This is a genomic window from Pseudomonas sp. SK, assembly GCF_012975065.1.
In the GTDB taxonomy this organism is placed as follows: domain Bacteria; phylum Pseudomonadota; class Gammaproteobacteria; order Pseudomonadales; family Pseudomonadaceae; genus Aquipseudomonas; species Aquipseudomonas anuradhapurensis.
This window is the reverse complement of the sequence record NZ_CP051857.1, coordinates 778,474-803,320: the sequence shown is the minus strand read 5'-3', so window position 1 is coordinate 803,320 and position 24,847 is coordinate 778,474. Positions and strand designations below refer to the sequence as shown.

At 63.9% G+C, this 24,847-nt stretch carries 19 protein-coding genes and 1 pseudogene; 7 read left to right on the top strand and 13 right to left on the bottom strand.

Going from position 1 to position 24,847, the window contains the following annotated elements; genetic code table 11:
• Positions 1-2: 2 nt before the first annotated feature.
• Entirely contained in the window at positions 3-1,670 is a 1,668-nt protein-coding gene (ettA, locus tag HG549_RS03630) for an energy-dependent translational throttle protein EttA (RefSeq protein WP_170028194.1), read from the bottom strand.
• A 230-nt stretch (positions 1,671-1,900) separates the two neighbouring features.
• The gene (locus HG549_RS03625; protein WP_170028193.1) at positions 1,901-2,302 is read right to left on the bottom strand and encodes a hypothetical protein; all 402 of its coding nucleotides are present in this window, start codon (positions 2,300-2,302) and stop codon (positions 1,901-1,903) included.
• A 947-nt stretch (positions 2,303-3,249) separates the two neighbouring features.
• Here HG549_RS03625 and HG549_RS03620 point away from each other — a divergent pair.
• The 4 genes and pseudogenes from HG549_RS03620 to HG549_RS03605 all read left to right on the top strand — a co-directional run.
• Positions 3,250-6,381: pseudogene (locus HG549_RS03620) on the top strand (EAL domain-containing protein); the annotation flags it as partial.
• A 310-nt stretch (positions 6,382-6,691) separates the two neighbouring features.
• On the top strand, positions 6,692-7,945 hold the full coding sequence (gene glyA, locus HG549_RS03615; protein WP_170028191.1) for a serine hydroxymethyltransferase: 1,254 nt from the start codon (positions 6,692-6,694) through the stop codon (positions 7,943-7,945).
• A 148-nt stretch (positions 7,946-8,093) separates the two neighbouring features.
• Positions 8,094-8,681, top strand: coding sequence for a hypothetical protein (locus HG549_RS03610; protein ID WP_170028190.1), 588 nt, complete (start codon positions 8,094-8,096; stop codon positions 8,679-8,681).
• A gap of 282 nt (positions 8,682-8,963) precedes the next feature.
• Complete coding sequence (locus HG549_RS03605) at positions 8,964-9,911, top strand: bile acid:sodium symporter (RefSeq protein WP_170028189.1); 948 nt, start codon at positions 8,964-8,966, stop codon at positions 9,909-9,911.
• Positions 9,912-9,935: 24 nt separating this feature from the next.
• Here the strand turns inward: HG549_RS03605 and HG549_RS03600 are convergent, their stop codons facing one another.
• The 9 genes from HG549_RS03600 to HG549_RS03560 form a co-directional block, all read right to left on the bottom strand.
• Positions 9,936-10,259: a RidA family protein gene (locus HG549_RS03600; protein ID WP_170034024.1), complete on the bottom strand. Its 324-nt coding sequence runs from the start codon at positions 10,257-10,259 to the stop codon at positions 9,936-9,938.
• A 41-nt stretch (positions 10,260-10,300) separates the two neighbouring features.
• A complete protein-coding gene (locus HG549_RS03595) occupies positions 10,301-11,719 on the bottom strand; it encodes an aldehyde dehydrogenase family protein (RefSeq protein WP_170028188.1) in 1,419 nt (472 codons plus the stop codon).
• A 12-nt stretch (positions 11,720-11,731) separates the two neighbouring features.
• Entirely contained in the window at positions 11,732-12,775 is a 1,044-nt protein-coding gene (locus HG549_RS03590) for a homoserine dehydrogenase (protein ID WP_170028187.1), read from the bottom strand.
• Between the two features lie 206 nt (positions 12,776-12,981).
• Complete coding sequence (locus HG549_RS03585) at positions 12,982-13,419, bottom strand: Lrp/AsnC family transcriptional regulator (RefSeq protein WP_170028186.1); 438 nt, start codon at positions 13,417-13,419, stop codon at positions 12,982-12,984.
• Positions 13,416-14,804: a threonine synthase gene (locus HG549_RS03580; RefSeq protein WP_170028185.1), complete on the bottom strand. Its 1,389-nt coding sequence runs from the start codon at positions 14,802-14,804 to the stop codon at positions 13,416-13,418. Before HG549_RS03580 ends, HG549_RS03585 begins: the two co-directional genes overlap by 4 nt.
• A 22-nt stretch (positions 14,805-14,826) precedes the next feature.
• Positions 14,827-15,711, bottom strand: a complete 885-nt coding sequence (locus HG549_RS03575) for a LysR substrate-binding domain-containing protein (RefSeq protein ID WP_170028184.1) — start codon at positions 15,709-15,711, stop codon at positions 14,827-14,829.
• 46 nt (positions 15,712-15,757) lie between these two features.
• Positions 15,758-17,197 carry an amino acid permease gene (locus tag HG549_RS03570; RefSeq protein ID WP_170028183.1) on the bottom strand — a complete coding sequence of 480 codons (1,440 nt, stop codon included), beginning with the start codon at positions 17,195-17,197 and terminating at the stop codon, positions 15,758-15,760.
• Between the two features lie 143 nt (positions 17,198-17,340).
• Positions 17,341-18,612 carry a cystathionine gamma-synthase family protein gene (locus tag HG549_RS03565; protein WP_170028182.1) on the bottom strand — a complete coding sequence of 424 codons (1,272 nt, stop codon included), beginning with the start codon at positions 18,610-18,612 and terminating at the stop codon, positions 17,341-17,343.
• 170 nt (positions 18,613-18,782) lie between these two features.
• The gene (locus HG549_RS03560) at positions 18,783-19,667 is read right to left on the bottom strand and encodes a homocysteine S-methyltransferase family protein (protein ID WP_170034022.1); all 885 of its coding nucleotides are present in this window, start codon (positions 19,665-19,667) and stop codon (positions 18,783-18,785) included.
• Between the two features lie 118 nt (positions 19,668-19,785).
• On the opposite strand from HG549_RS03560, the gene HG549_RS03555 reads away from it, so the two are divergent.
• Complete coding sequence (locus HG549_RS03555; protein WP_170028181.1) at positions 19,786-20,607, top strand: ABC transporter substrate-binding protein; 822 nt, start codon at positions 19,786-19,788, stop codon at positions 20,605-20,607.
• On the top strand, positions 20,604-21,425 hold the full coding sequence (locus tag HG549_RS03550; protein ID WP_170028180.1) for an amino acid ABC transporter permease: 822 nt from the start codon (positions 20,604-20,606) through the stop codon (positions 21,423-21,425). Before HG549_RS03555 ends, HG549_RS03550 begins: the two co-directional genes overlap by 4 nt.
• Before the next feature lie 58 nt (positions 21,426-21,483).
• Here the strand turns inward: HG549_RS03550 and HG549_RS03545 are convergent, their stop codons facing one another.
• Both HG549_RS03545 and leuA read right to left on the bottom strand, forming a co-directional pair.
• Positions 21,484-22,413, bottom strand: a complete 930-nt coding sequence (locus HG549_RS03545; RefSeq protein ID WP_170028179.1) for a malate dehydrogenase — start codon at positions 22,411-22,413, stop codon at positions 21,484-21,486.
• Between the two features lie 113 nt (positions 22,414-22,526).
• The gene (gene leuA, locus HG549_RS03540; protein WP_170028178.1) at positions 22,527-24,227 is read right to left on the bottom strand and encodes a 2-isopropylmalate synthase; all 1,701 of its coding nucleotides are present in this window, start codon (positions 24,225-24,227) and stop codon (positions 22,527-22,529) included.
• Positions 24,228-24,688: 461 nt separating this feature from the next.
• On the opposite strand from leuA, the gene HG549_RS26190 reads away from it, so the two are divergent.
• Complete coding sequence (locus tag HG549_RS26190; RefSeq protein ID WP_170028177.1) at positions 24,689-24,820, top strand: YHYH domain-containing protein; 132 nt, start codon at positions 24,689-24,691, stop codon at positions 24,818-24,820.
• Positions 24,821-24,847: the final 27 nt, after the last annotated feature.

Genomic DNA, 24,847 nt, shown 5'->3' with positions numbered 1-24,847 from the left:
GCTTACTGGGCCAGCTTCTTGTGCCGTACACGGTGCGGCTGGGCAGCGGCATCACCCAGGCGCTTCTTGCGGTCGGCTTCGTACTCGGTGTAGTTGCCTTCGAAGAACACCACGTTCGAGTCGTCTTCGTACGCCAGGATGTGGGTGGCCACACGGTCCAGGAACCAACGGTCGTGGGAAATCACGATCGCGGCGCCCGGGAAGTCCAGCAGGGCTTCTTCCAGCGAACGCAGGGTTTCGACGTCGAGGTCGTTGGACGGTTCGTCGAGCAGCAGGACGTTACCGCCCTCCTTCAGGGTCAGGGCCAGGTGCAGGCGGCCACGCTCACCACCGGACAGGTCCTTGACGAACTTCTGCTGGTCGCCACCCTTGAAGTTGAAGCGGCCCACATAGGTACGCGACGGGATCTCGTAGTTGCCGATGCGGATCACGTCGGAACCGTCGGAGATCTGCTGGAACACGGTCTTGCTGCCGTCCAGGTCTTCACGGCTCTGGTCGACGCAGGCCAGCTGCACGGTTTCACCGATCTCGATGCTGCCCGAGTCCGGCTGCTCCTTGCCCATCAGCATGCGGAACAGGGTCGACTTACCGGCACCGTTACCACCGATCACGCCGACGATGGCGCCTTTCGGCATGGCGAACGACAGATTGTCGATCAGCACGCGGTCGCCGTAGCCCTTGGTGACGTTCTTGAACTCGATCACCTTGTCACCCAGGCGCGGACCGGCCGGGATGTAGATCTCGTTGGTTTCGCTGCGCTTCTGGAATTCCTGCGATTGCATTTCCTCGAAGCGCTGCAGACGGGCCTTGGACTTGGACTGGCGGGCCTTGGCGCCTTTGCGCACCCACTCCAGTTCCTCTTTCATGGCCTTTTCATGGGCGCTCTGCTGCTTCGATTCCTGCGCCAGGCGCTCGGACTTGGCTTCCAGCCAGCCCGAGTAGTTGCCTTCGTACGGGATGCCGGCGCCGCGGTCCAGTTCCAGGATCCAGCCGGCGACGTTGTCGAGGAAGTAACGGTCGTGGGTAATCGCTACCACGGTGCCCGGGAAGTCGTGCAGGAAACGCTCCAGCCAGGCCACCGAGTCGGCATCCAGGTGGTTGGTCGGTTCGTCCAGCAGCAGCATGTCGGGGGCCGACAGCAGCAGGCGGCACAGGGCCACACGGCGCTTTTCACCACCGGACAGGTGCTCGATGCGCGCATCCCAGGCCGGCAGGCGCAGGGCGTCGGCGGCAACGTCCAGCTGGCGCTCCAGGTTGTGGCCGTCGGCGGCCTGCAGGATGGCCTCGAGCTTGGCCTGCTCGGCGGCCAGCTTGTCGAAGTCGGCATCGGGTTCGGCATAGGCGGCGTAGACCTCGTCCAGGCGTGCCTGGGCGTCCTTGATCACGCTGACCGCTTCCTCGACCACTTCACGCACCGACTTGTTCGGGTCCAGTTGCGGTTCCTGCGGCAGGTAGCCAACGTTGATGTCGGGCATCGGACGGGCTTCGCCGTCGAATTCCTTGTCGACGCCCGCCATGATCCGCAGCAGGGTCGATTTACCGGCGCCGTTCAGGCCGAGCACGCCAATCTTGGCGCCCGGGAAGAACGACAGGGAAATATTCTTGAGAATTTCCCGCTTCGGCGGCACGACTTTGCTCAGCCGATGCATGGTGTAGACGTATTGAGCCAAAACCAAGCCCTCTAATCAGATAGGTAAAGACATCGACGATCGCCCCGGCACGCTGGCCAGGGGGATGTGTTTACGGGGTGTCATTGAACAAAGTCGACCATTCTACGCCAACGCGCAGCGTTGCACAGGAGGGGCCGATGGTGGGGTGATCCCCAGGGGAAAATGGTTGCCAGTACCGGCCTCTTCGCGGGCTCGCCCACGAAAGGGCCGGCACAACAGCCGAAGCGGGCTCAGACGTGACGCTGCTTGGCCTTGCCGCGCGGCAAGCGGCAACGGTCGCCCTGCTCGGCCAGGCGCGCAGCCCAGGCTGCCTTGACACTGAAGCCAGCGGCACGGGCCGGTTGTTGTTGCGCCGCCTTGGCCGGCTGCGCAGCAGGCATGCTGACCACCCTGGCGGCCGGTTTGCTGGCCGCGGCTACGGCAACTGCCGGCTCTGCTGCCGCCTTGGCGGTCTTGCGCAGTTCAGCCAGCGACGGGCTCTTGCTCTTGGCGGCAGTGGCCGCCTCGGGTTTGCTCAGCGAACGCTGGCAAGACTTGCAGGATACGTCCTCGGTCACGGCAGTGCTGACAAGGGTCTGACTGCTGCGCCCGCAGGCGGAATCGAGGCCATTGGAGGAAAAGTGAGTAACCAAAACCGAACATCTCCGATGCGTTGTCATGTGAAGCGGGCGCTATTCTCGCACAGGTCGCAGGGGCTTGCCGAACCACACGGCAGGCACCACCGGTCACATTGGCTGGCACTTTGCCATAATCCTAGGCATGCTAGCCCGTTTCGGGTGTCCGGCCTTATAGTGCGCCACCGCAGTCTGGCAACCAGATACCGGCACGTACCGTGCATCATCAACCCCTGCCATCGCCAGCCCAATCGCAGGATCAACGCTTGACCAATCTCACTCATCCGCCGTCATTGCGTTCCGCGCCCCAGGCGCCCGCTGCCTCCCTGCGCGGGTCGATCAAGGGTGCGTTGGCGCTGCTGGCCCTGATCCTGCTGGGTTTGCTGCTGTGGCAGTTGTTCGCCCAGTTCAGCCATACCCAGGCCGACCTGCGCAAGAAAACCCTGGAAGGCACCGCCGAGCTGGCCGACCACCTCAGCCTGAACCTGGCGTTCAAGGCCCAACAGGCCACGAATGTGGTGCAGCCCTACGCCAATGTACCGACGCCCACGGCCCTGCCCGCCGTGCTGGCCGGTTTGCGCGAACACCTGCCAGACCTGCAGAGCCTGGCCTGGCTGGATGCAGCCGGGAAACTGCAGGCCGACAGCCTTGCCGGCAGCCCCGACCGCCAGTCGATTGACGAATTGCTCAAGCTGAGCCAGGGCAGCCCGTATTTCTTCACCAATTCGGCCGACAACAGCTCCGTCTACCTGTTACTGCGTCAAGGCTCCGATGAGCACAGCGGTTATTGGCTGTTGCGCCTGGCGCCAGCGTACTACCGCCCGCTGATCACCTACCTGGATGGCCCCGGCCGTCCGCTGTGGCTGCTGGAAAACAGCCGCAGCGGCGAAGTGCTGCAGCGCCATGCGCCAACCCCTGGCAGCAACGCGCCGCTGCAGAGCGTGATGCTGGCCTTCATCGATAACAGCACCTGGCAACTGCGCGGCCTGTTCGACGCCAAGCTGGCGCGTCAGACGCTGCTGCCCGCACTGCTGGGCAAATGCCTGCTGGTGTTGTTCTGCGCCATGCTGCCGGTTGTCGCGCTGATCAACATGCGCCGCCGGCAACGGGCGCTGCAGGAAGACCGCCGGCGCTACCAGGAAATTTTCGAAGGCACCGGCGTGGCCTTGTGCGTGCTCGACCTGTCCAGCCTGCCCGGCCAGCTCGACCGCTATCACCTACGCAACCGCGCCGCGCTCAAACACAGCCTGGCCCTCGACCCGAACCTGCGCCGCTCGCTGCTGCTGGAACTGAAGATCACCGAGATCAACCAGGTGGCACGCCAGTTGTTGAACATCGAGTGCCATGAAGGTGCCTGGCGGCGCCTGATCGACGGCACCGGCGATGGCCGCGACAGCGTGGGCATGCAGCTGATCGATGCATTGATCGAGCAACGTGCGTTGCTGGAACTGGAAGTGCGCCTGCCGGCGCCGCTGGGTGGCGAGCTGCACCTGTGGCTGATGGCGCGCCTGCCGCAACAGCGCCGTGATTACCAGGCAGTGATCCTCAGCATCAGCGATATCACCAGCCGCAAGCAGGTAGAGCTGTCACTGCTGGAGCGCGAAAGCTTCTGGTCGGACGTCGTGCGCACCGTACCCGACCAGCTGTACGTGCAGGACGTACTCAGCCAGCGGATGATCTTCAGCAACCGCCATCTCGGCCAGACCCTGGGCTACGACCGTACCGAGCTGGCGCAGATGGGCGACCGTTTCTGGGAGTTGCTGCTGCACCCCGAAGACGCCACGCACTATCAGGCCCTGCGCCACCAGCAGCGCGACAGCGGCCATGACCAGCCGCTGCACTGCCAGCTGCGCTTCCGCCACCGCGATGGCGGCTGGCGCTGCTACGACATTCGCGAACAGGTACTGACCCGTGACGCCGATGGCCTGGTCACGCGCATCATCGGCGTGGGCAAGGACGTGACGGTACAGATCGAGGCCAGCCAGTCGCTGCGCGACAGCGAGCAGCGCTACCGCATGCTCGCCGAGAGCATCAGCGACGTGATCTTCTCCACCGACAGCCGGCTCCAGCTCAACTATGTCAGCCCCTCGGTACAGAGCGTGCTGGGCTACCAGGCCGACTGGATCTTCACCAATGGCTGGCAGTCGATCATCGCCAACCCGGCGCAACTCACCGGCATCTACAGCTTGATGGAACGCGTCAGCAAGGCCATGGGCGACCCGGCGCTGCTGGCCCAGTTGCGCAGCCAGCTGCCGACCCAGCTGTTCCTGTTCGACTGCCTGCGCGCCGATGGCCGCAAGATACCCATCGAACTGCGCCTGGTGCTGGTGTGGGACGATGACCAGCACTTCGAAGGCGTGCTCGGGGTGGGCCGCGACATCAGCCAGCAACGCCGTGCCGAAAAAGACCTGCGCATGGCTGCGACGGTATTCGAGCACTCGACATCGGCGATTCTCATCACCGACCCGGCCGGCTATATCGTGCAGGCCAACGAGGCGTTCAGCCGCGTCAGTGGTTACGCCGTCAGCGAGGTGCTCGACCAGTTGCCGGGCATGCTCACCGTCGACGAACAGCAGGAAGGCCACCTGCGCTATGTGGTCAAGCAGCTGCACCAGCGCGGCAGCTGGGAAGGTGAAGTGTGGCTCAAGCGCCGTGACGGTGACCACTACCCGGCCTGGGTCGGCATTACCGCGGTGCTGGACGACGAGGGCGACCTGGCCAGCTACGTGTGCTTCTTCACCGACATCAGCGAGCGCAAGGCCAGCGAACAGCGCATCCACCGCCTGGCGTACTACGACGCCCTCACCCACCTGCCCAACCGCACGCTGTTCCAGGACCGCCTGTACAACGCCCTGCAACAGGCCGAGCGGCAGAAGGCCTGGGTGGTGCTGATGTTCCTCGACCTGGACCGTTTCAAGCCGATCAACGACTCCCTCGGCCACGCCGCCGGCGACCGCATGCTCAAGGACATGGCCCAGCGCCTGCTGGCCTGCGTGGACGACGACGATACCGTGGCGCGCATGGGTGGCGACGAGTTCACCCTGCTGCTGCAACCACGCGCTACCCGCGAGATCGCCCTCAACCGCGCGATTCACGTGGCCGAGAACATCCTCGCCAGCCTGGTGCGGCCGTTCGTGCTGGAAAACCGCGAGTTCTTCGTCACCGCCAGTATCGGCATCGCCCTCAGCCCGCAGGACGGCAGCGAACTGAGCCAGCTGATGAAGAACGCCGACACCGCCATGTACCACGCCAAGGAACGCGGCAAGAACAACTTCCAGTTCTACCAGGCCGAGATGAACGCCAGCGCCCTGGAGCGCCTGGAGCTGGAGAGCGACCTGCGCCATGCCATGGAGCAGAACGAGTTCATACTCTACTACCAGCCGCAGTTCAGCGGCGATGGCAAGCGCCTGACCGGTGCCGAAGCCCTGCTGCGCTGGCGGCACCCGACCCGCGGCCTGGTGCCACCGGGCGACTTCATCCCGGTGATCGAGGAGCTGGGCCTGGTGGTGGACGTGGGCGACTGGGTGCTGCGCGAAGCCAGCCGCCAGCTCAAGGCCTGGCACAAGGCCAAGGTGCGTGTACCGAAGGTATCGGTGAACATTTCTGCGCGGCAGTTCTCCGATGGCCAACTGGGCACGCGCATCGCCAGGGTCCTGGAAGAGAGCGGCCTGCCGCCGGCGTGCCTGGAACTGGAGCTGACCGAAAGCATCCTGATGCGCGAGGTGAACGAAGCGCTGCAGATTCTCGCCGGCCTGAAGAACCTTGGCCTGAGCATCGCGGTAGACGACTTCGGCACCGGTTATTCGTCGCTGAACTACCTCAAGCAGTTCCCTATCGACGTGCTGAAGATCGACCGCACCTTCGTCGACGGCCTGCCGGAAGGCGAGCAGGATGCGCAGATTGCCCGGGCCATCATCGCCATGGCCCACAGCCTCAACCTGGCGGTAATCGCCGAAGGCGTGGAAACCCACGAGCAACTGGAATTCCTTCGCGAGCATGGCTGTGACGAAGTGCAGGGCTACCTGTTCGGGCGGCCGATGCCGGCGCATCAGTTCGAGGCGCAGTTCGCCAACGAGACGTTGTTCATGTTCAATTGAGCCGGCCCGCTCCTGACATACGCGGGCGCTTGCAGGAGCGGATTTATCCGCGATGCAGGCGACGCGCTGGCTGGCACCGGCCTTGCCGACCATCGCGGCTGAAGCCGCTCCTGCAGAAGCCCATGCAGGGCCCGCGCCCCACGCCTGAAAAACGGACCTGAGAGTCAATTCCGATCCGCGCCCAGCCCAGACACGGCGCGGGATGCAACATGAAGCCCATTGGTCCGCGACTTGATGCCACTTCATATGCCAGCGGCGAATCAATCGGTTAGAATGCCCCCCCAATTCACCCCGATCCTTGAGGACCGCCATGTTCAGCCGTGATTTGACCATTGCCAAGTACGACGCCGAGCTCTTCGAAGCCATGCAGCAAGAAGCTCTGCGCCAGGAAGAGCATATCGAGCTGATCGCTTCGGAAAACTACACCAGCCCGGCAGTCATGGAAGCCCAGGGCTCGGTCCTGACCAACAAGTACGCCGAAGGCTACCCGGGCAAGCGCTACTACGGTGGTTGCGAGTATGTCGACGTCGTCGAGCAACTGGCCATCGACCGTGCCAAGCAGCTGTTCGGCGCCGACTACGCCAACGTTCAGCCGCACGCCGGCTCCCAGGCCAACGCCGCTGTCTACCTGGCCCTGCTGTCGGCCGGTCACACCATCCTGGGCATGAGCCTGGCCCATGGTGGTCACCTGACCCACGGTGCTTCGGTAAGCTCCTCGGGCAAGCTGTACAACGCCATCCAGTACGGCATCGATGCCAACGGCCTGATCGACTACGACGAAGTCGAGCGCCTGGCTGTCGAGCACAAGCCGAAGATGATCGTTGCCGGCTTCTCGGCCTACTCGCAGGTTCTGGACTTCGCCCGCTTCCGCGCCATCGCCGACAAGGTCGGTGCCTACCTGTTCGTCGACATGGCCCACGTTGCCGGCCTGGTTGCCGCTGGCGTGTACCCGAACCCGGTGCCATTCGCCGACGTGGTCACCACCACCACCCACAAGACCCTGCGCGGCCCGCGCGGTGGCCTGATCCTCGCTCGCAAGAACGAAGAGATCGAGAAGAAGCTGAACTCCGCCGTCTTCCCGGGCGCCCAGGGCGGCCCGCTGGAGCACGTCATCGCCGCCAAGGCCATCTGCTTCAAGGAAGCCCTGCAGCCTGAGTTCAAGGCTTACCAGCAGCAGGTGGTGAAGAACGCCCAGGCCATGGCCGCCGTGTTCATCGAGCGTGGTTTCGACGTGGTTTCCGGTGGCACCCAGAACCACCTGTTCCTGCTGTCGCTGATCAAGCAGGAAATCTCCGGTAAGGATGCTGACGCCGCACTGGGCAAAGCCTTCATCACCGTCAACAAGAACTCGGTACCGAACGACCCACGTTCCCCGTTCGTCACCTCGGGCCTGCGTTTCGGCACCCCGGCCGTGACCACCCGTGGTTTCAAGGAAGCCGAGTGCCGCGAGCTGGCTGGCTGGATCTGCGACATCCTGGCTGACCTGAACAACGAAGCGGTCATCGACGCCGTACGTGAGAAGGTCAAGGCTATCTGCAAGAAGCTGCCGGTCTACGGCAACTGATTGGCGCCAGCCTGAGGTAAAGAAAGCCCGGCCTTGTGCCGGGCTTTTTCATACCTGGCGCCTGGCGGCGGTAGTACTTCCGAATGGCTTGGGTGAGCCAGGCTGCATAACCTGCCGTTTCCTCTAATCAGCAAGCAGGAGACTGCACATGACGGCTCACGAAACCCTTTCCTTTACTGCCACACTACTGGTTAATGGCCATCCACTTACCGTGCTCAGCGATGCAGCAGAAGGCAGTATCCAGGTGGCCCACCCCGACTCCAGCCTGGGCATGATGGATATCTCTCAGGCGCTTGGAGTATTGAGCGGTCCTGATGAAGCCTGGGATGCTGCCCGAGAGGCCGGGCAGGTGGATTTCCACCTCAAAGGCGAGGTGTCTCCCACCCTCCTCTACTTCCGTCACAGCGATCAGGGCTACCACTTGTATGTGCGTGGTGGCGCGCATTACGGGCAAGCCGTGTTCAAGAGCAAATATGGCGTTGCCAACGTCGCTCCGGTAGAAGGCGCCGTCCCGTCACCCTGGCTGCTGCGTCTGGCTCATACAGGCCAAGCCATCACCCTTGCAGACCTGCCCAACGACTTCGCCATGCTCAACCTCGAATGCGTCGAGAGTGCGCAACACCTGGCCACCAACCTGATCGGCGACGGTGAAGGCGGCTATCTCATCACTCGCAGGTCCGTGCCTGCCACATCTTTGCGCCTGAACATCGTCGAACGCGGAGTCGACTGGGCTTGACGCTGAGTTCAATCACTTTTCAACAAGGCTAGCCACGACTGACCAGATAGCACTGGCCTTCCCGGTCACCTTCGAGGCCGCTCAAGCGTCGGACAATGACCTATGCAACGGCCCGCAAACCGGGGAGGGAGTGTTCCTGACAGACTCGACGCTCGACAGGCTCTGGACCCTGTGGGGCTGGTTGGCCGGCAACAGGCCTGCTAAAAGTGCCTTTAGTAAAACCACCACCCGCTATCACGTTACTCTGTGCCATCTTGAGCGCGATCAGACACAGGCTTACCTTTGACCAGAGAACAACTCGAAACCCACCAGATCCCCATCTACTTCGCTGCGGTACTCGCCGCCGTCGCCTTCGGCCTGCTGGCCAGCGATACCGCACGCCTGTTGCAAGCCCTGATCACGCCCGCCATCGCCGTGCTGATGTACGCGATGTTCCTGCAGATTCCCTTCCTCGACCTGCGCCAAGGCCTGGGTAACCGCCGTTTCATGGCGGCCTTGCTGCTGGCCAACTTCATTCTTGTGCCATTGCTGGTCTGGGCCATCACCCGCGGGCTGGGCGACCAGCCGGCACTCCTCGTCGGTGCGCTGCTGGTGCTGCTGACCCCGTGCATCGACTACGTGGTGGTGTTCACCCATATCGGCAAAGGCGATGCGCGCCTGACCCTGGCCGCCACACCTGTGCTGCTGCTGGCGCAACTGGCGCTGTTGCCGCTGTACCTGGCGCTGATGCTGGGTGACAACGTGCCGCTCGCGCTCACCCCGTTCGTGGAAGCCTTCGTGCTGCTGATCGTGCTGCCGCTGGCCCTGGCTGTACTCACCAGCGCCGGCGCCCGTCGCTCACGCAGGGTCGCAACGTGGAACAGCGCCTGGGCATGGTTGCCGGTACCGGCGATGGCTTTGGTACTGCTGGTGGTGATCGCCTCGCAGATCGCCATGGTGCAGGGTGACTTCGAGCAGTTACTGCCGCTGATCCCGGTATACCTGGGCTTCATGCTTGCGGCACCGCTGCTCGGCAGGCTCGCGGCGCGCCTGTTGCGCCTGCCGGCCAGCGAAGCACGCGCGGTGACCTTCAGCGCCGCCACGCGCAACTCGCTGGTAGTGCTGCCGCTGGCGCTGGCGCTGCCGGACGAGGTGCGCGGGTTGGCGGCAGCAGCCGTGATTACCCAGACATTGGTCGAGCTGGTGAGCGAGCTCGTCTACGTACGGGTGGTACCACGGCTGGTGCGCTGACCCGCGGGCATATGCCAGCGCCGGTCACGGGCGCTCGCTACACACGGCAAACACCTGCACCTCGACCAGGTAGCCTTCCCCCAGGTCGGCACCGACGCAGGCCCGTGCCGGTTTGGCACAGCCCTGCAACCAGGCGTCATATACCTCGTTCACCAGGTCGAAGTGGCGGTAGTCGGCGATCCACAGCTGGACCCGGGTCAACTGCTCCTTGGTCACCCTGGCCTCAGCCATCAGCCTGTCGATCGTATTCAGCGCCTGGCGCAACTGCCCCTGCACGTCCAGCTGCAGGTCGTCGGCGACCACGCCAGCGGTTTCGAACAGGCCCCTGTAGCTGACCGCCAACGACATCCGCTGGCCAACCCCGTATCGCTCGATCATAAGCTTCCCTCTCAGCCCATCTGGTTGATGCACACGACCTTGGGCTGGGTCATGTCCTCGTAGGCGAACCGCACCCCCTCGCGGCCCAGGCTTCCATACTTGGAACCACCGAATGGCATGGCGTCGAAGCGGTAGTCGGACGAGTCGTTGATCATCACGCCGCCTGCCTCGATGCGCTTCGCCAGGCTCAGCGCCAAGGACAAGTCGCGGGTAAACACCCCGGCATGCAAACTGTACTCAGGGGCATTGGCCAGGGCGACGGCCTGCTCGATGTCCTCGAAAGGCGCCAGCATGACCACCGGGGCGAACACCTCTTCACGCCACAGCCGGCTGTTGTGGTCGACACCTTCCAGCACCGTCGGCGCATAGTTGGCGCCCTGGCGCTGGTGGCCACAGAGCAGGCGGGCGCCGCCCTGCAGGGCCTGGTTGACGCGCTCTTCGATGTGCCGTGCAGCGGCTTCGCTGATCATCGGCCCCATATCGGTTTCACGCCGCCCCGGGTCGCCCAGCACCATGGCCTGGGTCAAGGCGACGAAGCGCTGGCGAAACGCGTCGTAGATCGAGGCGTCGACCAGGATGCGCTGGGTGCCGATGCAGTTCTGCCCGGCGGCCCAGAACGCGCCCGATACGCACGATTCGACAGTGGCTTCGAGGTCGCAGTCCTTGAGCACCAGCACCGGGGCGTTGCCGCCCAGGTCCATGGCGAGCTTTTTCAAGCCCGCGCCCCGAGCAATCTGCTCGCCCGTGGCGAAGCCGCCGGTAAAGGAAACCATGCGCACATCACGCACGGCCACCAGCGCCTTGCCCAGTTCGGCGCCACCGGTGGCAACGCTGACAACGGCTTCCGGTAGCCCGGCATCGGTGAGGTACTGCACCAGCTTGAGCGCCGACAACGGGGCCAGCTCGGAAGGCTTGAGGATAACGGCATTGCCGCCGGCGATGGCCGGGCCCAGCTTGTGTGCCACCAGGTTGAGCGGGTCGTTGTACGGGGTGATGGCCAGGATCAGCCCCAGCGGCTCGCGGGTGAACCAGCCCTGGCGCGACTCGGAGCCTTCATAGGCATCGAACGGCACCACTTCGCCGGCGTTGCGCCGCGCTTCCTCGGCAGACAGCTTGAGCGTGTTGATGCAGCGCTTTACCTCCTTTTCGGCCTGGCGCAGGGTCTTGCCCGCTTCATCGACAATCAGCCCGGCAAAATCGGCAGCGTCGCGTTCGATGAGGCGGGCGGCCTGTTCAAGAATGCTGGCGCGCCGGTGCCGGGGCAGCGCGGCACTTTCGCCTACACCCTGGCGAGCACGCGCCAGCAGGCCCGGCACCGCGTCGGCAGTGAGGTTGGCGACGCTGCCGACCAAGCTGCCGTCGTAGGGGCTGTACACATCGATCAGGGCGGCTTGCTGGAAGGCTACCCGGGACACGGAAGTCAGGCTCATGAACGTAGCTCCTCAGGCAAAACGGCCAGCGGTGTGGATGGCGACGATATCCGACAGCAGGGCAAAGGCCGTTTCGACACGCCCCGCACCCGGGCCGGACACGGTCACCGCGCCCAGCAACTCGGTGTCGAACGCCACCGCGTTGGTTGCGCCGGTGATACCGGCCAGGGGGTGGTTACCCGGCAACAGGCGTGCTTCGACACTGGCGCGCACCGAACCATCGGCCTGCCGGCTGGCGCTGCCGATCAGCTTCCAACGCTCGCCCGCTGCCTGCGCCTGCTGGATCGCCGCGCTGTCGATGCCACTGATACCGCTGCAGGTGACATCGCTCACCTGCAGGCAGGCACCGAGCAGCTCGTTGGCAAGGATGACCACTTTCAGGCGCACGTCATGCCCTTCCACATCGGCCGTCGGGTCGGCCTCGGCGTAGCCAAGCGCTTGTGCCTGCGCCACCGCATCGGCAAAGCCAAGCCCTTGCTCCATGCGCGTCAGTACGTAGTTCGAAGTACCGTTGAGGATGCCCTCGAAGCCGACCAGGCCTGCCCCGGCCAAGGTCTGCCGGGCCATGCGCAGTACGGGTGTACCGCTCATCACTGCGCCTTCGTATTCGAACGACACGCCGTTGGCCTTGGCCAGGGTTTTCAGCGCCTGGGCATGCAAGGCGATCGGCCCCTTGTTGGTGGTGACCACGTGCTTGCCCGCTTCCAGTGCCCAGCGGCAGAAGGTAGCTGCCGGCTCACCATCCTTGGGGTTGGTGAAGGTGGCTTCGGCGATGATGTCGGCGCCGGACTGCTTGATCACCGCCTCGTTGAATGCCTCGGCCGAACCCTGAGGGAACTGCGCCAGGGCGCCCTTCTCAGCGGGCAAGGCGGCCAGCCTGGCTGCATCCAGGCCATCGCGGTCGATCACCGAACCGAGGAACAGGTCGGTGACGCCGACGATCTTCAGGGCAAAGCCCAGTTCTTGCTGCCAGCGCGCGTTGCGTTCGGCGATCAGTTGGGCCAGGGCACGGTTCACGCCGCCAAAGCCAACGAGTGCGATCTTGTATTCGGTCATGGTTTGCTGTCCTTTCCAGGCGATGGGTCGATGAGGACAAGCCTATGGGCCGGGCAATGCCAGTTGAATATGGCAATCCGCTGTATTTATTGGCCAATCTGGCCAGTGCCCGAACCGCATCCGAGCAGCCCCGGAATGCACAACGCCGCCAGGGCGCGAGCCCGGGCGGCGTTGTGGTATCGAGGGTTGGGGGGCAACGGGGCGGTTCAGATCACCGCGGCCAGGACGAACGACGTCACCGTGTTCTCGACCCCGGGCATGGCGGCAATTTCCTTCCACACATGATGCACCCGCTCCGGGCTGGAGGCTTCGACACGTAGCAGCAGGTCGAATTCGCCGCTGAGTACCTCGCACTGGATTACCTCGGGGATCTGGCGCAGGGCATCGAGCACCGCTTCACCGCGCATGCGGTCGTAGCGGTAGACGAAGATCACCGCGTTGATCAACGAGGTCGGCCGTCGCCCCTCGCCAATGCGCAAGGTGTAGCCCTGGATGGCGCCGTCCCGCTCCAGGCGTTCGATGCGCTGGCGAACCGCATTGCGCGACAGGTTCACTTTCAGCCCCAACTCGGCATGGGCAATGCGCGCATTGGCGGTGAGCTCGGCGAGAATGCGCTCGTCCAGGGGGTCGAGGATGCGCTTCATCGCCGTGCCTGCAACTGCGCCAACAATTCATGAACCCCCGCCAGGTCCTCGGGTGCCAGCAGCGGCCCACTGCCTGCGGCGCCAGCGACGTTGGCTGGCACCTCGCCGTGCCAGGCCCCCAGTTCCGCCAGCAGCGCGGCGGACTTTTCCGGGGCGAACTGCCCCAGCGTGACGATCGGCGCGCCGATATTGCGCCGGTGCAGGCGCCCGGCGAACGCCCCGGTTGCCGCATGCGGGTCTACTGCCGTGCCGGTCTCCTGGAACAGCGTGACGATTTCCTCGCGGATCAGCGCGTCGTCCACGGCATACGAGTCGAACAGCATGCGCGCATGCAGCCACTGGCGGTTACCGATGCTCAGTTCACCGCAATCCTCGAAGTGCTCCATCAACGCCCTGGTCGCCGCGCCGTCGCGCTCATACAGCTCCCAGACGAAGCGCTCCAGGTTGGAGAACAGCGAGAAGTCCATGACCGGCGACAAGGTCTGGCTGGTTGAACCACGGCTGTAGCGGTTGCAGTGGATGAACCGGTGCAAGGCATCGTTGCGGTTGGTGGAGACAATGATCTGGTTGATCGGCAGGCCCATCTTCTGGGCGATGAAGCCCGCGTAGATCTCGGCAAAACTGGCCGTGGGAATGCTGAAGCCGACCGGCCGGATGCCCCCGCCCAGCTGCAGCGCCGCATGAAAATAGAACACGATCTGCGCCAGCACGCCGACCCAGTTGGTCGAATTGAAGCTGACCGGAATCAACTCCGGGCACGGCCATGCGCGCAGCAGCGCCGACACCAGCGACTGGCAGTCATCGAAGCTGCCAGCCACGGCCACGCAGCTGACGCTTTCGCCCGCGGCACTGCGCATCACTGCGGCCCGGTCGGGTGGCGTCCCGGCGTTGGGGTACAGCGCCAGCAGGCGTGCCGTCGGGCAATGGCGCAAGGCGTCGATGGCCGCCACCGCGGTGTCGCCGTTGCTGGCACCGACCAGCATCACCCGCTCGCAATCGGCGCCGAGGAAATGGCGGATGAGCCGCGCCTGCAACTGCGCGGCAAAGTCCTTGGAGGAGCGGGTCGGCCCGTGGAACAGCTGCAGGATCCATTCGTTATGGCCAATCTGCTGCAACGGCGCGATGCCACGGTGCCTGAAGCCACGGTAGCTGTCGCTGACCAGCGCCCTGAGGGTCGGCTCGTCGAGAGTATCGCCGACAAACGGCGCCATCACCCGCCAGGCCAGTTCATCGAACGGCAGCCAGGACCAGCTGGCGATTTCCTGCTGGCTGAAGGTTGGCACCGCAGTCGGCACGTACAGCCCGCCATCGTCGGCCAGGCCGGAAAGCAGCGCCGTGCGGAAATCGACCCGTATCTCGTTGCCACGCGTGGATGTGTACTGCATCGGTGCTCCAGGTATGTATTGATTAACGGTGAGCCATCGCCACCAACCAGTGGCTGAAGGCCTGGGCATCGCTGGACAACGCCTCACCCAGGCCGCGTACCAGGTAGAACGATTCGCTCGCCTCGATACGCTGGGTAAAAGGCGCTACCAGCCGCCCTTCCTGCAGCAAGTCCTCGACCAGCGACGAACGCGCCAGCGCCACCCCAAGCCCCAACTCCGCCATGCGCAAGGTCGACACCAGGGTGTCGAACTGCAGGCCGCTGGAGGAATCGACCTGATCGGCGCCAACCCGCTCCAGCCAGTAGCCCCAGCCCTCCTCGTAACCCAGCACATGCAGCAACGGCACACCGGCCAGGTCGCGCGGCTCGCGTAACGGCGAGCCTGCGATCAGCGCAGGCGAGCAGACCGGCACCAGCAGGTCGCGGGTCAGCCGCTGCGCCTCTACCCCCGGCCACTGGCCGCTGCCCCAGCGGATTTCCAGGTCGTCCTCGGCATCCAGTTCCTTGACCCACAGGTTGCTGATGTAGCGGATATCCACCTGTGGGTGGGTACGGCGGAAATCGGCCAGCCGGGGGGCCAGCCAGAAGTGCAGGAACGACAGGCTGCCGCGCACCTTCAGCGGCCGCCGCTGGCGCTGCCCGAAGATCTCGTTGGTGCCCACGGCCAGGCGGCTGATCGCATCCTGCACCACCGGCAGGTAGGACTGCCCTTCTTCGGTCAAGCCCAGCCCCCGGGGCAGGCGCTTGAACAGCGCCACCCCCAACTGGCTTTCCAGGTGGCGAATCTGCTGGCTCACGGCCCCCTGGGTGAGGTGCAGCTCTTCCGCGGCATGGGTGAAGTTGAGGTAACGCGCCGACACTTCGAAGGCTCTCAGCCAGTTCAAGGGGGGCAGGGTTTTCTGGGTCATCGGCGGTTTCTCGTGGCAACGTTCCGGTGGCCTAGTATCACTCTGCTCAGGCGGGCTCGGAACCTGGCGTCACGGTTTGCAGCGGCAGCGGACGCTGCGCGCGGTACTTGCACGTCAGCCAGTACGCCAGGTAGCACCAGGCGATGAACGGCAGGCCGAAGTACAGGGCCACGCGCTGGGCCGGGTCGAAGGCGATGCCGACGCAGGCCAGTACGCAGCAGAAGATTGCCGCCAGCGGCACGAACGGGTAGCCGCGCACGCGGAACTTGAGGTCTTCGAGCTTGCCGCCATGGGCCAGGTAATGACGACGGAAGGCCATCTGGCTGGCCGCGATGCTGATCCATACCACCACCACTGCCAGCCCGGAGATCGACACCAGCGCCAGGTAAATGGTGTCCGGCGCGAACACGCTGCTGAGCAGCGACGCCATGCCGCCGGCCATGCTCAGGACGATGGCATTGAACGGCGTGCCACGGCGGGACAGCGCGGCATAGCGGCGTGGCATGTTGCCTTGGTCGCTGAGGGTCCAGAGCATGCGCGCGGCGGCATACAGCCCGGAGTTGGCGGCAGACAGCAGCGCAGTGATGATGACGAAGTTCATGATGTCTGCCGCGTACGGGATGCCGATCATTTCAAAGGCCATCACGAACGGGCTTTCCACCACGCCGGCCTGCTCACGCGGCAACAGGGTGGCGAGGACGAAAATGGTGCCGACGAAGAACAGCGCCAGGCGCAGCACCGTGGTGCGGATGGCCTTGGGCACGTTCTTTTCCGGGTCGCGGGTTTCGCCGGCGGCAATGCCGATCAGCTCGGTGCCGGAGAAGGCGAAGGCCACCGCCAGCAGGGTCATGGCAATCGACCAGAAGCCGGTAGGGAACAGCCCTTCGCGGGTGAAGTTGCCCAGCCCGACACTGTGCGCCTGGGTAATCTCGAACACGCCGAGGATCGCCCCGCCGCCCACTACCAGGAAGGCCACCACCGCCAGCACCTTGATCAGTGACAGCCAGAATTCGGTCTCGGCAAACGACCGCACCGAAATGATATTGCTGATGAACACTGCCAGGCCGAACAGGGCACTCCATAGCCACACCGGCGTATCGGGGAACCAGCGCACCATGAGGATGCCGGCGGCGGTGAATTCCGAGCCGATGGCCACGGTCCAGGTCAGCCAGTACATCCACGCCACCATGTAGCCGGTACCCGGCCCGATGTAGCGCGTGGCGTAACTGCTGAACGAGCCGACCTCGGGCATGTGCACGGCCAGTTCGCCCAGGCACATCATCACCAGGTAGACCATGATCGCGCCGAGGATATAGGCGATGACCGCACCCAGGGGCCCGGCCTGGTTGACCGTGTAGCCCGATGTCAGGAACAGGCCGGTACCGATGACACCGCCCAGCGCCAGCATGACGATATGGCGGGTTTGCATATCCTGCTTGAAGCCATGCGCAGAAGCATTTGTCGTTGTAGTTGTCTGCAGGGACATTGTGGTTTTCTCATGAAAGTTGGCGGGCAAGGACGTTGCAACGACCTCGTCTTGGCAGAGCGAAGCGAATTGCCTTGCATATTGTTTTTGTTCGACTTCATGAACTGGCACCCACCGCAAGGAACGGGTGCCACGCGCCTGCTTCAGGCCTGTACTGCGGCCAGGCCGGCGTACGCGTCACCGTGCAAGTCCTTTGCTGCGGCCAACTCCTGGCGGACCGCTGCACACGCCTGTGCCAGGTCTGCCAGCAGGTCCTCGGTGTCTTCGATACCCACCGAGATGCGCACCAGCCCTTCGGAAATACCCAGGGCCAGGCGTTCTTCGAGGGTGTTTTCCACATGGCTGGTGGTCCGCGCCGGGCCATAGATGGTTTCCACCGCGCCCAGGTTGCCCGCCCGGTGGGCGTACTTTAGGCGCGGCAGCAGCTGCGCCACGGTGGGCATGCCGCCCTTGAGCACGAAGCTGACAATGGCACCGAAGCCGCGCATCTGCGCCTTGGCGATCGCATGGCCCGGGTGCTCCGGCAACCCTGGGTAGTTGACCGCTTCGACCAGCGGTTCGCTGCTCAGGTACCGGGCCAGGGCCTGGGCGCTGGCCTGTTGCTGACGCAGGCGCAAGGCCAGGGTCTTGATCCCGCGGATGATCAGGTAGGCGGAAAACGGGTCCAGCGCCGCACCGTTGATTTCACGGTAGTGCCGCACCTGCGCCATCAGCGGCTCGGCACCGCAGACCACCCCGCCCAGCACGTCACCGTGCCCGGACAGGAACTTGGTGGCGCTGTGCACCACCACGTCCACGCCCAGGGCCAGCGGGTTCTGGTTCAGTGGGGTGGCGAAGGTGTTGTCGGCCACCACCACGGCACCCACCCGCCGGGCAGCGGCACACAGGCGCTGGATGTCCAGTACCTTCAAGGTCGGGTTGGTCGGGGTTTCCAGGTACAGCAGGTCGCAGCCGGCGGCGATTTCGCGCTCCAGCGCCTCGGTGTCGAGGGTGTCGCACAGGCACACCTGCACGCCCATGCGCGGCAGGAATTCTTCGAAGATCTTGTTGGTGCCACCGTAGCTGTCGCGGGTCGATACCACGCGCTTGCCGGTGCACAGGAAGGTATGCAGCACCGCGCTGATGGCCGCCATGCCACTGCTGAAGGCCACGGCCGACTCGGCCTGCTCCAGCTCGCACAGCTTGGCTTCCAGGGTGGCGACCGTCGGGTTGCTCATGCGGCTGTAGATGTAGCCCGGCAGTTTGCCCTGGGCCACGTCATACCAGGCGTCGATATCGTTGTAGCCGTAGGCGGCGCTGACCACGATCGGGGTCTGGGTGGCGTTGTACGGGTGCTGCACCTGCTCGCCGCCCCACACCACGCGCGTACCGACACCGGCCGCTGCATTGCCCTCGAATTTTTCGTTGTTGTTCATATTCCGGTTCCCGCACGGCTGAGTTGTGTATGCCGATCGAGCATCGGCTTTCAGCGGACTATAGGGACATGGCGGGGGACTGAAAAACGATGGAATCCGGGTCTGAGTGGCGTTTTTTTTAATGGCTGGGGGCCGGGCGGGTGCGGCAGCCGCCCGGCCCCCTCATGGCCTTACGCCAGGTTGCGCTTCAGCTCGGCAATGTGCTCCGGGCCAATGCCACAGCAGCCGCCGATCATGCTGGCGCCACGCTTGCGCCAGTCAGCGGCCCAGGCCAGGTAACCCGGCGGGTCAAGGTCTTCGCGCAGCTCATCCAGGCCATCATTGGCGGTGGCTTCCTTCGGCTGCGGCGGGAAGGCGTTGGCATAGGCACCGATGGCCACGTCAGCGTTGTGTCGCTCGATCACCGAGCGCGCCACATCCACCGCAGCGCCTATGACCTCGGGCTGGCTGCAGTTGAACAGCACCGCCGCCACACCCAGGCCGACCACCGCCTCGATGGCCTCGGCCACCGGTTCGCCAGAACGCAGGCGCGGGGTTTCATCCACTTCCTCGTCCTGCAAGGTGAACGACACCCAGAACGGCTTGCCGTCTTCCGGCAGGTGGGCGTGGATGGCCCGTGCCTCGGCAACCGAGCTCTGGGTTTCGGCCAGCCACAGGTCGACATGCGGAGCCAGGCCCTGCAACAGCGGCGACAGCACTTCCTCGACGCGCTCGGGCTGGAACAGGTCCGGGCGGTAGGAGCCGAACAGCGGCGGCAGCGAGCCCGCGACCTTGACCGGGTGCGCGCCAACATCCGCCGCGTGCCGCGCCAGCTGCCCTGCGATATTGGCCAGTTGGCGGCCTTCCTTGGCAAAACGCTCTTCGCCAATGTGGAAGGGCACCACCGCATAACTGTTGCTGGTGATGACCTGGGCACCGGCGGCGATGAACGCAGCGTGTACGCCAACCACCGCTTCGGGCGCCTCGCTCAGCGCCAGGGCCGACCATTCGGGCTGGCGAAACGGCGCCCCACTGCGCTGCAGTTCACGGCCCATGCCACCGTCGAGAATCACCATCGCTCGCTGTTTCATATAACTACTCTGCAGGTTCTTATGAATTAAATTCATTATGTGAGTTTGGTTTATAACTATTAAATACACTTTCTCCCCATTGGCCAACATTTCAGGTATGTACATGCGTCTTTCTACTGTGCTCGGTGCGGGCCTCATGCTGCTCGCGACTGCTTCCCAGGCCTTTGCTGGCGCCACGCTGGAGCGGGTTGAATCGCGCAAGGAACTGGTCAACGTGCTGATGGAAAGCTACCCGCCGTTCTCCTTCGTCAACGAGCAGAACCAGCTGGCCGGTTTCGACGTGGATGTGGCCAAGGCCGTGGCAGACAAGCTGGGCGTCAAGCTGCGCCTGGAGACCCCGTCGTGGGACGTGATCGCCGCCGGCCGCTGGAGTGGCCGCTATGACATCTGCATCTGCTCGATGACCCCGAGCAAGGCCCGCGCCGAAGTGTTCGACTTCCCGGTGGAATACTACGCCTCGCCCGCGGTGATCGTGGTCAACGCCAAGGATGAGCGCATCCATGGCGCGAAGGACCTGGACGGCCGCAAGGTCGGCCTGACCAGTGCATCGAGCTACGAGAGCTACCTGAACAAGAACCTGGTGATCGAAGGCAAGGAAGAGCAGAAGATCGACTACCCCTTCGACTTCGTGCAGATCGCGCCGTACGACACCGACAACGTCGCCTTCCAGGACCTGGGCCTGGGCGCCGGCGTGCGCCTGGATGCCATTCTCACCAACCTGGTGACCGCGCAGCCGCGCCTGGACCAGGACAAGCGCTTCAAGCTGGCCGGCGCCCCGCTGTACGAGGAGCCGAACTCGGTGGCCATCGAGAAAGGCGACCCCGAGTGGGATGCCAAGGTGCGCCAGGTATTTGCCGAGCTGAAGGCTGACGGCACCCTGGCCAAGCTGTCGCAGAAATGGATCGGCGCCGATATCAGCAAATGAGCACCTTCCCCCCGTCCCTCAAGCCCGTGGCAAAAGCCACGGGTGCCAGCCTGTTCGGCTTTCGTACCCGCTTGCTACTGACCTGGCTGGCGCTGTTCGGCCTGTTCGTGGCGTTTTTCCTCAGCTTCGACCTGAAGTTCTCGATCATCCTGGAGAAGTTCCCCAACCTCGCCGGCTTCAAGCTGGGGCCCAACGGCTTTCTACAGGGCGCAGCGCTGACCCTGTTCCTGTGCCTGTGTTCGATGCTGGTGTCGGTGCTGTTCGGTTTTGCCGCCGCCTTGGCGCGCCTGTCGAACAGTGCGGTGCTGGTGGGCATCGCCAGCTTCTACACTTCGTTCTTCCGCGGCACACCGCTGCTGATCCAGATCCTGCTGATCTACCTGGGGCTGCCACAGCTGGGCCTGGTGCCGGGCGCCATCAGTGCCGGCATCATCGCCCTGTCGCTGAACTACGGCGCCTACCTGAGCGAGATCTTCCGTGCCGGCATCCTCGGTGTCGCCCGCGGGCAGCGTGAAGCGGCGCTGGCGCTGGGCATGCGCACGCCGCAGATCTTCTGGCACATCGTCCTGCCCCAGGCCATGCGCGTAATCATTCCGCCGACGGCCAACCAGTTCATCTCGATGCTCAAGGACTCGTCGCTGATCTCGGTGATGGGCGTCTGGGAGGTGATGTTCCTGGCGCAGTCGTACGGGCGTTCGAGCTATCGCTACCTGGAGATGCTGACCACGGCAGCGGTGATCTACTGGGTGCTGTCGATATTGCTGGAACTGGTGCAGGCGCGGCTGGAGCGGCATTTCGGCCGGGCTTACCAGCGCTGAGGGCCAGGCTCGGTAGGCAGCTCTCGGTGGGAGCGGGCATGCCCGCTCCCACCGACAGTCACAGCGCTTTCATTTCGCCGATATCCCGCGCCACCTGGTCGGCCGACTGGTCGAACATCGCCTGCTCCTGCGCATCCAGCGGCAGCTCGATCACCCGCGCCAGCCCCTCCTCGGCCAGTACGCAAGGCACGCCCATGGCGATATCCCTGCGCCCATACTCGCCCTCTAGAATCGCCACCGCCGGCAAGATGCGGTTCCGCCCGTTGGCGATCGCGTCCACCATCTGCGCGATGGCCACGCCAGGCGCATCGCAGGCGCTGCCCAGCTTCTTCAGGCCAAGGATCTCGCCGCCACCCTTGCGCGTGCGCTCGACGATCTGCTCGATCTGCTCACTGGACAGGAAGTGCGACAACGGCACCGAGCCGATCTGGCAGTAGCGCATCAGCGGCACCATGCTGTCGCCATGCCCGCCGAGCACCAGCGCGGTGATATCGCGGGCGGAGAAACCGGTCTGTTCGGCGATGAAGCACTTCATCCGCGCAGTATCCAGCACCCCTGCCTGGCCGAACACCTTGCTGCGCCCCTGCCCGCTGAGGCTCCAGGCGCGGTAGGTGAGCACATCGACCGGGTTGGACACCACCAGCACGGTGGCCGTCGGCGCATGCTGCTTGATGTCCGCCATGATGCCGTCGAGGATCGGCAGGTTGGTAGCGAGTACATCCTGACGCGACTGGCCCGGCTTGCGCGGCACGCCTGCGGTGATCACCACCAGCTCGGAGCCCTGCAGCAACTCGGCGTTGCCGCCGCCATGCACGCGGGTATCGGAACCTGATTCGACTGCAGCTTGCCACACGTCCAGCGCCTTGCCCTTGGCCATTTCACCTTGCACGTCCATCAGCACCAGTTCACGGCACAGCTCGTCCCGGGCAATGATCTGCGCCGCCGCCTCGCCGACGATGCCGGCGCCTACGATTGACAGTTTGTTCATCTGACACCTCCCAGCGGCGCGCGCCACCAGGAACACGCCTGCGTATAGAAGGAGTATCGCCGGTTGGGACCAAAAGGCCACATTGACCGACGATCATCTTGCCCGTTGCGCTCTCAGCTGAGGGCCGCAACCGCGTCCCCTATCGGCTCCAGCAGCCCCTGGCGAGTCGCCCTGCACACGGCGCTGACCACCGCCTGCAACGAGGCCTGCAAACTGCTGTGATCCCTGCCGACGCCAAACAGCAGCTGGCCATTGACGCGAATTTCCACGTAGGCAATGGCCTCGGCCTGGGCACCTTCACGCACCGCATGCTCGTGGTAGTCGGCGATGTCGAAACTCAGCCCCTGTGCGGCAAATGCATTGACCAACCCGGCCAGCGGCCCGTTGCCTTTACCAGCCAGCGTCACCCGCCCTCCCTCGAAGGCCAGTTGTGCATGGATGCAGGTGCCGGCATCGTCACGGGTGATCACTGGCTGGGTCAGCGTGTAGGGCTTGCCCCGCTCCAGATAGTGATCGCTGAAACTGGACAGGATCATTTCGCTGGTCACTTCCTGGCCCTTGGCGTCGGCGACGCGCTGAACCAGGCCGCTGAATTCCATCTGCAGGCGACGCGGCAAGACGATGCCCTGCTGCTCCAGCAAGTAGGCGACCCCACCTTTACCCGACTGGCTGTTGACGCGGATCACGGCCTCGTAGTTGCGCCCCATATCGGCCGGATCGATCGGCAGGTAGGGAATTTCCCAATAGCCGCCAGGGTTGTCACGGCGGCGGGCGAAGCCCTTCTTGATGGCGTCCTGGTGGGAACCGGAGAAAGCGGTGAAGACCAGTTCACCGGCATAAGGATGACGCGGATGGGTGGGCAGCTGGTTGCAATACTCGACTTCACGCTGAACATGGATGATGTCCGAGAAGTCCAGCCCGGGGCTGATACCGCTGGTGTACAGGTTCATGGCCAAGGTCAGGATATCGACGTTACCGGTGCGCTCACCATTACCGAACAACGTCCCTTCGACCCGTTCGGCACCCGCCAGGCAGGCCTGTTCGGCAGTAGCGACCCCGGTGCCACGGTCATTATGCGGGTGCACGCTGATGACCACGCTGTCGCGTTTTTTCACGTGGCGGCAGAACCACTCGATCTGATCGGCGAACACATTGGCGGTGGACACCTCGACGGTAGTGGGCAGGTTGAGGATCATCTTGTTGTGCGGCGTTGGCTGAAACGCATCGATGACCGCTTCACAAATTTCCAGGCCAAAATCCAGCTCGGTGAAACAGAAGGTTTCCGGCGAATACTGATAGGTCCACTGGGTTTGCGGGTTGGCCTGCATCAGCGCCTTGATCTCGCGGGTGGCCTGGGTGGCGATAGCGATGCAGCCTGGGCGATCGACACCGAACACGACCTCACGGAATACTGGGGCGGTGGCATTGTAGACATGCACGATCGCCCGTGGCACACCCTGGAGCGCTTCGAAAGTGCGCTCGATCAGGTGAGTACGGGCCTGGGTCATGACCTGGATCGTGACGTCGTCAGGGATTGCGCCGCTTTCGATCAATTCGCGCAGGTAATCGAAGTCGGTCTGCGAGGCAGCCGGGAAGCCGACTTCGATCTGCTTGAAGCCCACCTTGACCAACAAATCGAAGAAGCGGCGTTTACGCTCGGCATTCATCGGATCTATCAGCGCCTGATTGCCGTCTCGCATATCGACACTGCACCAGGTGGGCGCCACTTTCTGTACCCTGCCCGGCCAGGTGCGGTCTGGCAGATCGACGGTGGCGAAATGGCGGTACTTGGTGGAAGGGTCTTTCAACATCATGGCGGCGGTCTCCTTTGCCTGCGACGGATCATGAATGGCCGGCGACGAGACGACGACCAGATTTCAACATTGGATCCAATTTATGCCGAATGATGTTGCCCGCGATTGCGTTTTTTTCCGCAAGCGTGACTCAAGTAATGCAGGATTGCATGAAAGATAGTTTTATTGGTGATTATTTGCGCAAAAACACTGAAGGCTATTAATTGCTGCCAGAAATATCGAAGCCTTTCCGATGCCCCTCAGCCGGTATTCAACGTCCGTCTGAATCAGCCATCGAGGGTAGACAGGTGTGAACAGGGAAGCAGGCTGGCGCGGATTTCAGCCCGCCCAAAGCCTGCACCGTCCTTACCGACCAATCCTTTTATCAGCTTCACCGTCATCTTGGTTGTTGTGCGGCAGCACTTTGTCCTACGCTATATGTGGCAATAAGCCATCACTCAAGCCAAGCAAGGAGTAGCCTGATGAAAGTTGCTTCTCTCATGATCGCTGCAGTCCTTTCGTTCTACTCGGTAGCCGCTTTCGCACATAGCGGCGGTACCGATTCCAAGGGTTGCCATACCAATCACAAGACGGGTGGTTATCACTGCCACTGAGGGAGTGCTCAACCCTGAACCTTGGCG